The organism is Rhizobium bangladeshense, from assembly GCF_001662075.1.
Taxonomy (GTDB): domain Bacteria; phylum Pseudomonadota; class Alphaproteobacteria; order Rhizobiales; family Rhizobiaceae; genus Rhizobium; species Rhizobium bangladeshense_B.
In genome coordinates, this window is record NZ_LYPL01000003.1 from 1 (window position 1) to 13,101 (window position 13,101).

11 protein-coding genes are annotated in these 13,101 nt (G+C 61.7%); 5 read left to right on the forward strand and 6 right to left on the reverse strand.

Annotated features, from left to right (window positions below):
- Nucleotides 1-192 precede the first annotated feature (192 nt).
- The 5 genes from maiA to A7X77_RS07540 all read right to left on the reverse strand — a co-directional run bounded on the left by maiA (nt 193) and on the right by A7X77_RS07540 (nt 4,890).
- Nucleotides 193-828: a maleylacetoacetate isomerase gene (gene maiA / locus A7X77_RS07520; RefSeq protein ID WP_064682346.1), complete on the reverse strand. Its 636-nt coding sequence runs from the start codon at nt 826-828 to the stop codon at nt 193-195.
- Between the two features lie 217 nt (nt 829-1,045).
- Complete coding sequence (locus tag A7X77_RS07525; RefSeq protein ID WP_064682347.1) at nt 1,046-1,462, reverse strand: organic hydroperoxide resistance protein; 417 nt, start codon at nt 1,460-1,462, stop codon at nt 1,046-1,048.
- 192 nt (nt 1,463-1,654) lie between these two features.
- Entirely contained in the window at nt 1,655-2,977 is a 1,323-nt protein-coding gene (locus A7X77_RS07530) for a sensor histidine kinase (protein WP_064682348.1), read from the reverse strand.
- Nucleotides 2,974-3,714, reverse strand: a complete 741-nt coding sequence (locus tag A7X77_RS07535) for a response regulator (RefSeq protein WP_064682349.1) — start codon at nt 3,712-3,714, stop codon at nt 2,974-2,976. Before A7X77_RS07535 ends, A7X77_RS07530 begins: the two co-directional genes overlap by 4 nt.
- Before the next feature lie 123 nt (nt 3,715-3,837).
- The gene (locus A7X77_RS07540; protein WP_064682350.1) at nt 3,838-4,890 is read right to left on the reverse strand and encodes an alpha/beta fold hydrolase; all 1,053 of its coding nucleotides are present in this window, start codon (nt 4,888-4,890) and stop codon (nt 3,838-3,840) included.
- A gap of 347 nt (nt 4,891-5,237) precedes the next feature.
- On the opposite strand from A7X77_RS07540, the gene A7X77_RS07545 reads away from it, so the two are divergent.
- The gene (locus tag A7X77_RS07545; protein ID WP_064682351.1) at nt 5,238-7,013 is read left to right on the forward strand and encodes a cytochrome c biogenesis protein DipZ; all 1,776 of its coding nucleotides are present in this window, start codon (nt 5,238-5,240) and stop codon (nt 7,011-7,013) included.
- Between the two features lie 52 nt (nt 7,014-7,065).
- Nucleotides 7,066-7,824, forward strand: a complete 759-nt coding sequence (locus tag A7X77_RS07550) for an alpha/beta fold hydrolase (protein WP_064682352.1) — start codon at nt 7,066-7,068, stop codon at nt 7,822-7,824.
- A 127-nt stretch (nt 7,825-7,951) separates the two neighbouring features.
- On the opposite strand, the gene A7X77_RS07555 is transcribed toward A7X77_RS07550, so the two are convergent.
- The gene (locus A7X77_RS07555) at nt 7,952-10,090 is read right to left on the reverse strand and encodes an OmpA family protein (RefSeq protein ID WP_064682353.1); all 2,139 of its coding nucleotides are present in this window, start codon (nt 10,088-10,090) and stop codon (nt 7,952-7,954) included.
- Between the two features lie 331 nt (nt 10,091-10,421).
- Between A7X77_RS07555 and A7X77_RS07560 the strand changes: the two genes are divergently transcribed.
- The 3 genes from A7X77_RS07560 (at nt 10,422) to A7X77_RS07570 (ending at nt 12,942) form a co-directional block, all read left to right on the forward strand.
- Nucleotides 10,422-11,195, forward strand: a complete 774-nt coding sequence (locus tag A7X77_RS07560; RefSeq protein ID WP_064682354.1) for a transporter substrate-binding domain-containing protein — start codon at nt 10,422-10,424, stop codon at nt 11,193-11,195.
- A gap of 113 nt (nt 11,196-11,308) precedes the next feature.
- Nucleotides 11,309-12,115 (forward strand): ABC transporter permease, encoded by an 807-nt coding sequence (locus A7X77_RS07565; protein WP_064682355.1) that lies wholly within the window; start codon nt 11,309-11,311, stop codon nt 12,113-12,115.
- Nucleotides 12,112-12,942 (forward strand): ABC transporter permease, encoded by an 831-nt coding sequence (locus A7X77_RS07570; RefSeq protein ID WP_064682356.1) that lies wholly within the window; start codon nt 12,112-12,114, stop codon nt 12,940-12,942. Before A7X77_RS07565 ends, A7X77_RS07570 begins: the two co-directional genes overlap by 4 nt.
- The last annotated feature ends 159 nt before the right edge of the window (nt 12,943-13,101 follow it).

Genomic DNA, 13,101 nt, shown 5'->3' on the forward strand with positions numbered 1-13,101 from the left:
CTGGTGCGCGCCAATCTCATGCACCGCCGCAGGATCGACCGCCTGCTGCAACCCACCGCCACTCCGCCACACCATCTCCACCAGATGAGCCTCCAATGGTGACGAATTTAAACCGGACAGCAGTGGCACAAGGCCGAGGATGACGTCGTGTGGAGAACGAAATCCTTTTTGGCTGCGTCTTCACCAATCGGATCATTTCCTCGGCGCCGGCGCATTCTGCTGAAAAGCCGGTATCGTCTCCAGCTTGGTGACGATCTCCGCGATATTCGGCCACCGGGCAAGGTCGAAACCCATCCGCCGGGCGCTGATCGCCTGTGGAAAGAGGAAGATGTCGGCTATGCCAGGCCGGTCTCCGACGGCGAAAGCGCCATTCCTGCGGCCGGCAATCATCGTCTCGACCGCGGCCATTCCCTCGCCGACCCAATGACGGCTCCAGGCGGCAACGGCGTCGGCGTCGGCTTGGAAGACAGCCTTGAGATGCAGGCCGATCCGCGGCGGCAGCAGCGCGTGGATCTCGGCTGCGATCGCAAGCGCGATCGAACGGGCCTGCGCCTTGCCTTCAGCCGCATCGGGCAGCAGCGGCGGCTCGGGCTGAACCTCGTCGAGATATTCGACGATCGCCAGCGACTGGGTGATCAGCTGGCCACTGTCCGTCAGCAAGGCGGGCACCAGCCCCTGCGGGTTGACGCTTCGATAACCGGCCTGCCGGCTTTCGGCATCTTCTCCGAGAATGCTCACCGGCAGTGCCTCTGCCGTCAGCCCCTTGAGCGCCAGCGCGATCCGAACCCTCGAGGTCGCAGAAGAAATTTCGTTCTGATAGAGTTTCACTGTCATTCTCCCTGCTGAATTTAGAAAAACGGTTGCTCAACCGCGGAAGCCACAGTTACAAGGCCTGCAAGTGGCGATGGCTCGTGCGAGCTGATGTCGAAGATACAGGGGGCGGCGAAGACCGCAGCTGCCAGAACGCAGATGATCATCAATCTCATTGGACCCTCCATCGGCGAAGCCCGGCTGGGCCTCGCCTATTTCCTTTCTTCTGCCGCCTTCAGGCAATGCTCAGCTCGACATGGATATTTCCGCGTGTCGCCTTCGAATACGGGCAAGTCCGGTGCGCCTCGTCGACAAGCGCCTTGGCGACATCCGGCTCGATGCCGGGCAGGCTGACCTTGAGACGGGCCTGCAGAAAATAGTCGCCGTCCGTCGTTCCGAGATCGACTTCGGCATTCACCGCAGTCTCCGCGGGAAGCCTAATCTTCAGCTTGCCGGCGGCAATGCCCATCGCACCGATGAAGCAGGCGGACCAGCCGGCGGCGAAAAGCTGCTCGGGATTGGTGCCGGGCCGCGCGGTGCCGGGAGGCGAGAGCTTCACGTCGAGCTGGCCGTCGTCGCTTTGCGAAGCGCCGTCACGCCCCCCGGTGGTGCGGGTCTTGCCGGTATAGAGAACCTTTTCGATATTTGTCATGGAAACACTCCGTAGATTGGCCGCCAAACACGAAGAAATCGCTGCTGCGGCCGGGTTGACGAAGTGAGTTTTGACCGGCCGATATATCCTGCATGTTTCCGAAATCTTCCGAAATGTCACAAAACGTAGCATCGGGTATCCGGGACATTCTTCCATACAAATCCGCCGGAAAAACCTCCGGCGGCCCTAAGGTCACCGAAGAGTGACTTCCGCGGCCAATCCGCCACCTGCCCGATTGTAGAGCCTGAGTGAGCCGCCGATCTTGGTCGTCAGCTGCTGGGTGATCGCCAGGCCGAGGCCCGTGCCGCCGGTCTCCCGGTTACGAGATTGCTCCAGCCGGAAGAACGGCTGCATGGCGGCTTCCAGCATATCGTCCGGAATTCCGGGCCCGCGATCCATGACCGATATGACGACATGCCCTTCCGCGTCATGCCCGACGCTGATCTCGGCGGAGCCGGCAAATTTCAGGGCATTGTCGATGAAATTCGACAGGATGCGCCGAAGGGCATGCGGTTTGGTGAAGGCGGCACCCTCAACCAGCCCGACGACCGTGACGGCCTTTCCGGTGTCCTGATAGTCGTAAGCTATGCTGTCGATGAACGACGAAAGATCGATGCGGGCGTTCTTATCCCCGCTGCCGTGGGCGCTGCGTGCATAGGCTATGCCGTCCTGCACGAGGCGCTGGATCTCGGCGAGATCACTCACGAGCTTGTCCTTTTCGGGCGAATCCTCCGCCATATCGGCGCGCAGCCGCATGCGGGTGATCGGCGTCTGCAGATCATGTGAGATCGCCGCCAGTATCTGGACGCGCTCTTCGAGGTAATGAGCGATCCTCTCCCGCATCGCATTAAACGCCCTCGCCGCATGCGCCACTTCGCTCGGCCCCGTTTCGCTCAAGCCGGGACCGTCCTTATCGGGATCGAGCGCTTCTGCGGCGGCGGCAAGCTCGCCGAGCGGCCGGATTGCCAGACGAACCGCAAACCAGGCGCAGAGGATGAGCAGCGTCATCTGGACGGCGAAGACGTAGGGTAGCCATTCGGCGATCGGCATAACGCCTCTCGGTGTCACATCGATGGTAAGCGGACTGCCATCGCTCAGCGTCATATGTGCCTGCAGCCGGTTCATCTCGCCCGGAATTCGTTCGATGCGGATCGGGAAGCGGTGCCCGACCGCCGCCTCTATCTTTCCTGCGATCTCCCTGCCCTTGCTGGAGGTGTCGGGCACACCGGCGAGGCCAGGCCCGAGCTCGAAACGGTAGTTGCCGCGGCTCAGCCACTCCATAAGGTCGCCGCGCTCGGCCGCCGGGAGCCGATCGAGAACGGCAACCGACGTTGCGACGTCGTTCTCCAGCGTCCCGAGCATTACCGCCTTGGCCGACATGTAGCGCTCCATGTAGAGAACGCTGAAGGAAAGCCCATAAGCGAGGGCCAGGCCGATCAGCAGGATGAGAAAGATCCTCGACCGCAGCGTTCTCGGCCACACACGGCCCGAAAGCATGGGAATCCCCGCCCTCATTGGCGCGGCTCCGAAATTTCGACCGGAACCGAGAAGACATAACCTTCGCTACGCACCGTCTTGATGTAGGTCGGTTCGCGCGCATCGTCTCCCAGCCGCTGCCGCAAGCGGCTGACCAGAAGATCGATCGAGCGATCGAAGAGTTCGGCGTCGCGGCCCTGCGTCAGGCTCAGAAGCTGGTCGCGATTGAGCACCCGCTGCGGATGGTCGATAAAGACACGCAACAGGCGGTATTCAGCGCCGCTCAGCGCTATCGCGGTGCCTTCCTTGTCGAGGAGGTGGCGAGCGACCGTGTCGAGCCGCCAGTCACCGAAGGTCAGCAATTGTCCCGCCTCGCTGATCTGTAGGTTAGGCGGCAGCATGCGCGTGCGCCGCAGCACCGCCTTGATGCGGGCGAGAAGCTCGCGCGCGGCAAAGGGTTTGGCGAGATAGTCGTCGGCGCCCATCTCCAGCCCGAGGATCCTGTCCATCTCGTCGGTGCGGGCTGTCAGCATCAGGACCGGGGTTGCCTTGTGCCGGCCGCCGCGCAGTTCGCGGCACAACACCAATCCGTCGTCACCGGGCATCATCACATCGAGCACGATCAGGTCGACTGCATTGGAGTCCAGAAAACTGCGCATCTGGCGCCCATCCGCGGCAACGCTGGTCCTGAGGCCATTCTTCTGCAGATAGCCCGAAACCAGCTCTCGGATTTCACGATCGTCGTCGACGATCAGGATATGATCGACATGATCCATATTTGCTTATCCCTCAACGCTATGGCCGCGCCCACCGCCTCGGTCATGATGCCGAAGCGCAAGACGCGACCTACGCATATTCCGCCGGTCGGAGCAACGAGGCTCTGCGGCTTGATGCCGCCTCTAAAAGCGATCGACGTCGATCACCGCTTGCGCAAAGGCCTGTGGCGCCTCCTGCGGCAAGTTATGGCCGATGCCGCCACCGATCGTGCGATGCTCGTATCTGCCGGAGAACTTTCCGGCATAGGCGGAGGGCTCCGGATGCGGCGCGCCGTTTGCATCACCTTCCATGGTGATCGTCGGCACCGAAATCATCGGCAAGGCGGCCAGCTTCTTCTCATAGGCGTCGTACTTGGCCTCGCCTTCGACAAGCCCCAAGCGCCAGCGATAATTGTGAATGACGATGTCGACATGGTCGGGATTGTCGAAGGCGGCGGCGGATCTGTCGAAGGTCGCATCGTCGAAATTCCACTTCGGCGAGGCCGTCTGCCAGATGAGCTTTGCGAAATCATGGGTGTTGCTGGCATAGCCCAGACGGCCGCGCTCGGTGGCGAAATAGAACTGGTACCACCAGGCAAGTTCGGCCTTCGGCGGAAGCGGCTTCTCGTTGGCTGCCTGGCTGCCGATCAGGTAGCCGCTGACCGATACCATGGCCTTGCAGCGCTCCGGCCAGAGCGCGGCCATGATATTGGCTGTCCGCCCGCCCCAGTCGTAGCCGGCAATTATTGCCTTCTCGATCTTGAGCGCATCGAGCAGGGCGATCATATCGGCGGCGAGCGCCGAAGGCTGGCCGTTGCGCGGTGTTTTGTCATTGAGGAACCGCGTCGTGCCGTAGCCGCGCAGATAAGGTATGATCACCCGGTAGCCGGCCGAGGCAAGCAGCGGCGCGACGTCGACGAAACTATAGATGTCATAGGGCCAGCCGTGCAGCAGCAGGACCACAGGACCATCCGCCTTGCCGGCTTCGGCGTAGCCGATATCGAGCACGTCGGTCTTGATCTGCTTCAGCGCTTCGAAGGACGTGTGGGTTCCAGCCTTCACATCAGGCAAGGCTGCGGGCGAAGCCGGCGCCGGCTGGGCGGAGGCCGCGCCTGCTACGCCGAATTCGAACGCCGCAAGGGCGATGGCTGTCATGCCGAAGAAGCGGCGGCGGTGGTGGTTGATTTGCTCGGACATCGGTCTCTCCTGTCGAATGGATCACGGTGCTTAAAAGACGGTCGGGTTGTATCGCTCGTATGTCATAAGCCGCGGTTTTTGAATGCGAATGTAGCCCCGGCCCGCCGAGATACATTCTGATACAATTGCGCTGCCCGCCTTTGTCCGAGCGCCGGATACGCCATCCCCTCTGCGGATAGGGCAGTTTGTATTCTTTTGTATCACCTGCGCTCCAGCGCAATAGTTCGGTACATTTTCCCGCCAAACCAGACACATCCGAGATACCTCCGCCCGGCTACATCGCGCCGTTGCTGGTTCAGGCCCATCGCCGTCCAGAGCCCGATCAATCGGTTTCAAAGGGAACGATGATGACACTTCTGATCATTGCCTATCTCGGAGGCGTGCTGACCATTCTCAGCCCCTGCATCCTCCCCATCCTCCCCTTCGTTTTCGCCCGCGCCGGCCAGCCCTTCGTCAAAAGCACGTTGCCGATGCTGGCAGGCATGGCCGCCACTTTCGCTCTCGTTGCCACCCTTGCCGCGGTCGGCGGCAGCTGGGCCATTCGCGCCAATGAATATGGACGCCTTGCCGCAATCGTCCTGCTTGCACTCTTCGGCGTGAGCCTGCTTTCGCCGCGCTTTGCCAGCACCCTTGCCCGTCCGGTCGTCGACCTGGGAAATAACCTCGTGAACGCCAGCGGCAGCGGACGCACGGCGCCGACGGTCAGGAGCGCCCTCATTCTCGGCGTTGCTACCGGCCTGCTCTGGGCGCCTTGCGCCGGGCCGATCCTCGGCCTTGTTCTGACCGGTGCTGCCCTGCAGGGCGCCAACCTGCAGACGAGCTTCCTGCTCGCGGCCTATGCAGCCGGTGCGGCGACCTCCCTTGCCGTCGCCTTGTCGGTCGGCGGAAAGATATTTGCGGCCATGAAGCGTTCGCTCGGTCTTGGTGATCGCATTCGCCAGGTGCTCGGCGCCGCCGTGCTCACAGGTGTCGCCATCATCGCCCTCGGCCTCGACACCAGCCTGCTGTCCCGCCTCTCCTATGCCAGCACCGCGTCTCTGGAGCAGGCCGTGCTCGACCGGCTGCATGTAAAGGAGCTCGCCGGTGCACCCTCTGAGGTCGCGAGCAACGACGCGACGATCGTCGCGGCCGATGCAAAGAAGCCTTTCCGCAGCGATCTCCCCATCGAGAGTTATGCGCCCTCGCTCGACGGCGCAGTCGAATGGCTGAACTCCAAGCCCCTGACCACCGAAGAGCTGCGCGGCAAGGTCGTCCTCGTCGACTTCTGGACCTATTCCTGCATCAACTGCATTCGAACGATCCCCTACACCAAGGCCTGGGCGGAAAAATATGCCGATCAAGGTCTCGTGGTGATCGGCGTCCACGCTCCGGAATTCGCCTTCGAAAAGAAGATCGACAACGTCAAAAGCGCGATCGGTGACTTCAAGATCGGCTACCCCGTTGCCGTCGACAATGACTACAAGATCTGGCGCGCCTTCGAGAACAGCTACTGGCCAGCGGCCTACCTGATCGATGCCAAGGGCCAGATCCGCTACCACCACTTCGGCGAAGGCAATTACGGCAGGACCGAGAAGGCCATTCAGGACCTGCTGCGCGAGGCCGGAAGTGAAATGACCGCAAGCGCGCCGGTCGCCCCCGATGCCAAAGGCGTGGAAGCCGGTCCCGATCTCGGCAACGTCCGCTCCGGCGAGACCTATCTCGGCTACGAGCAGGCGACGAACTTCAGTTCACCCGAGGGGCTGCAGGCGGATGCTCCGCAGAACTACTCGATCAGCAAGCCGGGCCTCAATGGCTGGGGCCTATCGGGAACCTGGACCGTTGGTAAGGATCAGGCAACGCTCGATCAGGCAGGCGGCGGCATCACCTATCGCTTCAGCGCCCGTGACGTGCATCTCGTTCTCGGACCCGGCGATGAAGCTAAACCGGTCCGCTTCCAGGTGAAGATCGACGGCAAGGCTCCGGGTGCAGACCACGGCTCCGACATCGATGCCGACGGCAACGGCGCCGTCACCGCGACGCGTCTTTACCAGCTCGTGCGGCAGTCCGGCACCGTCGCTGCCCGCAACTTCGAGATCCGCTTCCTCGATCCCGGCGTCCAAGCCTACGCCTTCACCTTCGGCTGATCCGACACCGTTCCATTTAAAGGCTTCAACATCGCCCACAAGGAGTAAACCCATGAACAAGCATCTCACTTTCATCGCAGCCCTCGCCTTCGCCACCGCCGGAATTGCTTTTGCTGCCGAGGCAGCATCGGTGAAGAACATCGTGATCGTCCACGGCGCCCTGGCAGACGGCTCGGGCTGGCGCAAGGCGACCGAAATCCTCGAAAAGCGCGGCTTCAACGTCACCATCGTCCAGGAACCGCTCACCTCGCTCGATGACGACGTGGCCGCGACGAGACGGGTTCTAGACCTTCAGGAAGGACCGACGCTGCTCGTCGGCCACAGCTACGGCGGCATGGTGATCACCGAAGCCGGTAACGATCCCCATGTTGCGGGTCTCGTCTATGTCGCAGCCTTTCAGCCCGACAAGGGCGAAAGCCTGCTGAGCCTCGCCAGCTCGAAGCCGGCCGGCAGCATGGACATCAAGGAAACGAAGGACGGCAAATATCTCTATCTTGACCCCGGCGCCTTCGCGGCGGATTTTGCCGCCGACCTTCCAAAAGCCGAGACCGATTTCCTGGCAAAGTCGCAGGTCTTCGCCGCAAAGCAGGCCTTCGCAGCCAAGATAGAAGAGCCGGCATGGCGCACGAAGCCCAGCTGGTCGATCGTCGCCACTGAGGACCGCTCCATCAACCCGGAACTGGAGCGTGACATGGCCAAACGCGCCGGCAGCGAAGTGACGGAGATCAAGTCCAGCCACGCCGTCTTCGCATCCCAACCGGAAAAAGTTGCCGACGTCATCGAAAAGGCGGCCAGAAAAGCCGGCGAGTAGAACCGGCAGGATGGGGGCGGCAGGTGCTCGAAGCCCGCATGCCGTCCCTATCCAACCTTTGTTCACATGGAGTGTGGGACAGCCAGTCCAGTTGCCCCTCTCCACGAATGGAGAGGGGCAACATCGTTCACTGTTTGGCGGCGACCGGACGAACCAGCGGCGTGACGCGGCGGATAGTGACGCGGCGGTTTTCCTGCTCCGGCTCTGATGTATTGACCTTCAAGTAGCGCTCGCCATAGCCCTGTGTCGCCAGGTTTTCCGGCGCTATGCCGTAGACGTCAGTGAGCACGTTGGCGACCGATTCCGCCCTCTGGTCGGAAAGGATCAGGTTGCTCTGGTCGGAGCCGACCGCATCCGTATGGCCTTCGATGAGGAAGGTTTCGCTCGGATCCTTTTCGAGTACCTGGTTGATTGCGTCGGCGACCTTGCGCAGCGTGCGTGCCTGGGTCATCGGGATCTCGGCGCTGCCGGTCGCGAAGGTGATCGTATCGAGATCGATTCGGCGCACCTTGTCGCGAATACGAGCGGAGTACTTCACCTCGTCAAGCGAATAGACCCGCTCCACCTGCTCGACCGGCGGCTCGCTGAGGAACTCGTAATAGTCCCGATCCGGATCGCTGCTGGTGTCGATGATGTAGTCGCTGAGCGGGACACGCAGCCGCATCGGCGGCAGATCAGCGCCCGGGTCGTCGAAATAGCCGCGATCAGGATCCTCGTAGAGATCAGGTGAGTAGTAGAGCACGTATTCGCGCCCGCGGGCATCGACGCGCGACCGCTGGATGATGTCGCCGTAGCGGTTGCGAATGGTGACGATACGATAGCCTTCCGGCCGCGTGATGGTCTCGCGATAGCGATTGTCCGGGAGCTCTTCATAGATCGGTCGTTCACCGTCGCGCAGGAACCGTCTGTCGTCGTCGCTGCGCACGATGATCTGATTATTGTACTGGATAATCACCCGAGTATCGTCGGTCTGGTCGTCGATGCGCGCTCCCTCGGGACGGGCAAATTGCGGCCGCGTGTCGAGCCTCGTGCCCTTCTCGCTGGTGACTGCCTCGAGCTTTATCGCCGGCGCAGCAGCAGCTGCAGCGGCCTGCGCATCGGCATCCGAGGTCGGCACCTTCACCTCCTGGCTCTCGGCCCGCAGCTTGTCGCGATCACGGCGGCTTTCGCGGCCCTTGCTGCGATCGGCATCCTTGTCGCTGTCGAGCACGGCCGCGCCATTCTCAACCGGCAGCACGACGGTCTCGTTGCTCTTGGCCGGATCCGCGGCAACCTTCTTGCGGCGCTCCAGTTCCTCGGGAGAAACCTTTTCCGGTGCCGGAATCGCCTGCTCGACCTGCTCAGCGCCGCTGGCATCCGGCGCAGGCTGGGCAGTGTCGGTGCTGGGCGCAGCCGGTTTTTCGCCGGCAGGCTGCTCGGCGGCAGGCTTTGCGGCCGTGCCGTCGGCGGGCTTTTCGGCGGGCGCAGCTTCCGGGGCTGCCGCCTTGTCTTCGGTTGCCTTCTCCGCGGGTGCGGCAGCCTCGCCCTTCTTCGGCTTCTTCGCGGCAGGCGCTTCGGCCGTGGGTTTTACCTCCGGCTTGGGTTCGGGCGCGGCCTGTTCCTCGGCGGGTGTCACCGCTTCGGGAGCGATAGTTTCACTCTTCGCCTTAGCCTTATCCCGGCCCTTTTCCCGCTTGCCGCCTTCGGGCTTCGCCTCGGGCTGCGCCTGTTCCGTCTCCGGCTGGGCTTCCTTCGCGGCCGGCTGCTGTTCGGGCTCCGGCTGGACCTCCGGCTCGGCCTGTTTCTTCGGCTTCCTCGGCTTTTCCTGGGTTACCGGCTCCTGCTCTTGCTGGGGCTCGGCTTCCGGCTTGGCCTCTGGCTGGGCTTCCCTTTTGGATTTGCGCTCGGGTTTGCTTTCGGCTGGCGGTGCCGGCTCCTCATTCGGCGCGGCTTCGGCCTTCGGCGGCTCCGGCTCTGCCTTGGGTTCCGGCGCTTCCTTGCGCTCTGCCTTCGGTTTCTCGGCGGGCGCCTCCTTCGGCTGTTCCGGGGCCGGCGCCTGCTCGGCCGGCGCCTCCTCCTTCTGCTTGCGCTTCTTCTTCAAGAGCTCTTCTTCGGAAGGCGCGTCCTGCGCCACTTCGAAACTGCCCTGTTCCACCTGCTGCACGGCCGCGGCGGTCGGCGTCGTGACGTCGCGGACGGCAGCCATCGTCGTGGCGGGCTGGAGAGCCAGCGATAGGGAAAGCAGCGGGAAAGCTGCACTCGCAAACAATCTTGATTTCTTGCCCATCGGGTTTCCTCGATCCTGTTTGAGCTTCCTGAAGGCCGACAGGCCTTGGTTCGCCCCTAGCTACGCAATGAGGCGAAACGGCGAATTGGCAAAGCGCCAAACCGCCGATTTGTTCCGGTTCTAGGAAGCGCTGGATTAACCTCACGTGAATGTTGCAGTCTGCTTTCGTTCATCTCGCCTGTCATTTGCACCGCACAATTGCGCGGGAATTTGTGTTGCAATTCCCTGAAAAAAAGTCTGATTATCGCCTCAAGGCGGTGTCGACACCGTTGAATTGCGGTCGCGAGTCCAAGAGAAAAACAGGCAGCGGCCACCAACAGAGAGGATCCTCATGTTTAACTCCACCCGTATCTTCGCGGCAGCCTCGATTGCGGCAATGTCGCTCTTTGCCGGCTCGGCCATGGCCGAAGGCGAAAAATACGTGATCGGCACTGATTCCACCTATCCGCCCTTCGAATTCGTCGATGCCAGCGGCACGATCCAGGGCTTCGACATCGATATCGCCAAGGCGCTCTGCGCCGAGATGAAAGCTGAATGCAGCTTCGTCAGCACCGACTGGGATGGCATCATCCCTGCGTTGAATGCTAAGAAGTTCGATATGATCGTCTCGTCCATGTCGATCACACCGGAGCGCCTGAAGCTCGTCGACTTCTCCAACAAGTACTACAACACCCCTCCGGCCATCGCCGTACCGAAGGATTCGAAAGTTACCGATGTTGCCGGCCTCAAGGGGAAGGTAATCGGCGCGCAGACCTCCACGACGCATGCCAACTACGCCGAGAAGCACCTCGCCGACACCGAACTGAAGCTCTACCCGACGGCTGACGAATACAAGCTCGACGTTTCCAGCGGCCGTGTCGATGCCGTTATCGACGACGTCGTCGTTCTCTCCGAATGGGTTAAGTCCGACGCAGGTGCCTGCTGCAAGATCCTGACCACGTTGCCGGTCGACAAGGAAATCAACGGCGAAGGCGCCGGCATCGCCATCCGCAAGGGCGATCCGCTGAAGGAAAAGCTAAACACTGCGATCGCAGCGATCCGCGCCAGCGGCGAGTACAAGAAGATCCAGGACAAGTACTTCGATTTCGACGTTTACGGCGACTGAGAAATTCGGTATCTGGCCGATCAAGCGAATGGCGGAAGGCTTGCTCTTCCGCCATTTTTGTTTGACAAAGGTGGCAAGATCAAAACGGCAAAAGCCGTGAGGGGAATTCTCGCATGGGCGGATTGTTTTCCGCGCTCGGCTCCTTCTGGAGCTCACTTGTGCACATTTTCGATCCGCTGTGCGGACCCGTTGGCATTTTCACCTGGTTGGGTCGGTCGACGATCCTTGCCTGTGGCGACACCGGCTGGGGCGACGAGATTGCGCTTGGTCTCCAGGTCACCGTATCGGTGGCGATGGTCACTCTACCGATCGGCCTCGTCATCGGTTTCCTCGTGGCGCTCGGCCAGCAATCGGAAGAAAAATCGCTGCGCCTGGCGGCCGGCATCTACACGACGATCTTCCGCGGCCTGCCGGAGCTTCTGACGCTGTTCATCATCTATTACGGCATGCAGATGCTCATCCAGTCTCTTCTGGAGCTTGCCGGCTATGTCGGGCCCCCGGTCGAGATCAACGCTTTCTTTGCCGGCGTCATCGCGCTGTCGGTCGTCTTTTCCGCCTATTGCTCGGAAGTGCTGCTCTCGGCCTTCCGCGCCATTCCCAAGGGCCAATATGAGGCCGGAGACGCGCTCGGGCTGCATCGCGGCCGCACGCTGCGTCTGATCGTTCTGCCGCAACTCGTGCGCATTGCTCTCCCCGGCCTGACCAATCTCTGGATGGTGCTGCTGAAGGACACGTCCTACGTCTCGATCATCAGCCTTGCTGATATCCTGCGCCAGACGAATGTCGCCGTGCGCGTGACCAAGGAGCCGTTCTTCTTCTACGGCATCGCCTGCTGTCTCTATCTCGCGCTCGCCATCCTCTCCTCCTTCCTGCTCGTCTATGTCGATCGCTGGGCCAAGCGTTCGGAAGTCCGCCGATGAGCTACGCCGAAACATTAATCCCGCCACAGCCCGCACCGCGTGAGGCGGCGAAGCCGATGACCGCCGCGCGCCTCGCCGGCTATATCTTCGTTACGGTTTGGGCGTTGTTCGCCGCGCTGCTGATCCTCACCGTCATCAATGGCTGGGATCTCGAGAAGTTCACCCGCTACGGGCCGCGTTATCTGCATGGCCTGTGGGTGACGCTCAGTCTAGTTGCCATTTCGGTGGTCTGCGGCGCTGTCCTTTCGCTACCGCTTGCCATGGCGCGCCTTTCGAAAAACAGGCTGCTGAACTGGCTTTCCTACGCCTATATCTATTTCTTCCGCGGTACGCCGCTGCTTGCCCAGCTCTTCCTGGTCTATTACGGCCTCGGCGTGTTCCGCCCTCAGCTGGAAGCTGTCGGCCTCTGGTGGTTCTTCCGCGACGCTTGGTATTGCGGCCTGCTCGCCATGACCATCAACACCGCAGCCTATCAGGCGGAAATCCTGCGCGGCGCAATCGAAAGCGTACCGCACGGCCAGCGCGAAGCAGCAGCAGCCCTCGGCATCCATAAGACTATCGCATTCCGCAAGATCATCCTGCCGCAGGCCTTCATCGTCGCGCTTCGCCCCTACGGCAACGAGATCATCCTTCTGATCAAGGGCTCGGCCGTCGTTGCTATCATCACCGTGCTCGATCTGATGGGCGAAACCCGCTACGCCTTCTCCCGCACCTTCGACTACCAGACCTATCTCTGGGCGGCGATTTTCTACCTCACCATCGTCGAGGCGCTGCGCCATCTCTGGGCCTGGATCGAGCGTCGATTGACGCGGCATCTGAAGCGGTGATGCACGGGGCCAGGCGCACGATTTTCGTCTGAGCGCGTGCATCAGCTTGGCAGCACTCGTTTGGACATGCTGCCAAGTCATTGAAAATAAAAGAATACCTCTCCAGAAACCTATCTGTTAAGCTTGCGTTAACCACTCGCATGTTTCCATTTCATGTGG

What these genes read in the sequence shown, in the direction of transcription:
- A7X77_RS07525 (WP_064682347.1), bottom strand. Translation starts at nt 1,462, where the DNA reads ATGACAAATATCGAAAAGGTTCTCTATACCGGCAAGACCCGCACCACC.
- A7X77_RS07530 (WP_064682348.1), bottom strand. Translation starts at nt 2,977, where the DNA reads ATGAGGGCGGGGATTCCCATGCTTTCGGGCCGTGTGTGGCCGAGAACG.
- A7X77_RS07535 (WP_064682349.1), bottom strand. Translation starts at nt 3,714, where the DNA reads ATGGATCATGTCGATCATATCCTGATCGTCGACGACGATCGTGAAATC.
- A7X77_RS07540 (WP_064682350.1), bottom strand. Translation starts at nt 4,890, where the DNA reads ATGTCCGAGCAAATCAACCACCACCGCCGCCGCTTCTTCGGCATGACA.
- A7X77_RS07545 (WP_064682351.1), top strand. Translation starts at nt 5,238, where the DNA reads ATGACACTTCTGATCATTGCCTATCTCGGAGGCGTGCTGACCATTCTC.
- A7X77_RS07550 (WP_064682352.1), top strand. Translation starts at nt 7,066, where the DNA reads ATGAACAAGCATCTCACTTTCATCGCAGCCCTCGCCTTCGCCACCGCC.
- A7X77_RS07555 (WP_064682353.1), bottom strand. Translation starts at nt 10,090, where the DNA reads ATGGGCAAGAAATCAAGATTGTTTGCGAGTGCAGCTTTCCCGCTGCTT.
- A7X77_RS07560 (WP_064682354.1), top strand. Translation starts at nt 10,422, where the DNA reads ATGTTTAACTCCACCCGTATCTTCGCGGCAGCCTCGATTGCGGCAATG.
- A7X77_RS07565 (WP_064682355.1), top strand. Translation starts at nt 11,309, where the DNA reads ATGGGCGGATTGTTTTCCGCGCTCGGCTCCTTCTGGAGCTCACTTGTG.
- A7X77_RS07570 (WP_064682356.1), top strand. Translation starts at nt 12,112, where the DNA reads ATGAGCTACGCCGAAACATTAATCCCGCCACAGCCCGCACCGCGTGAG.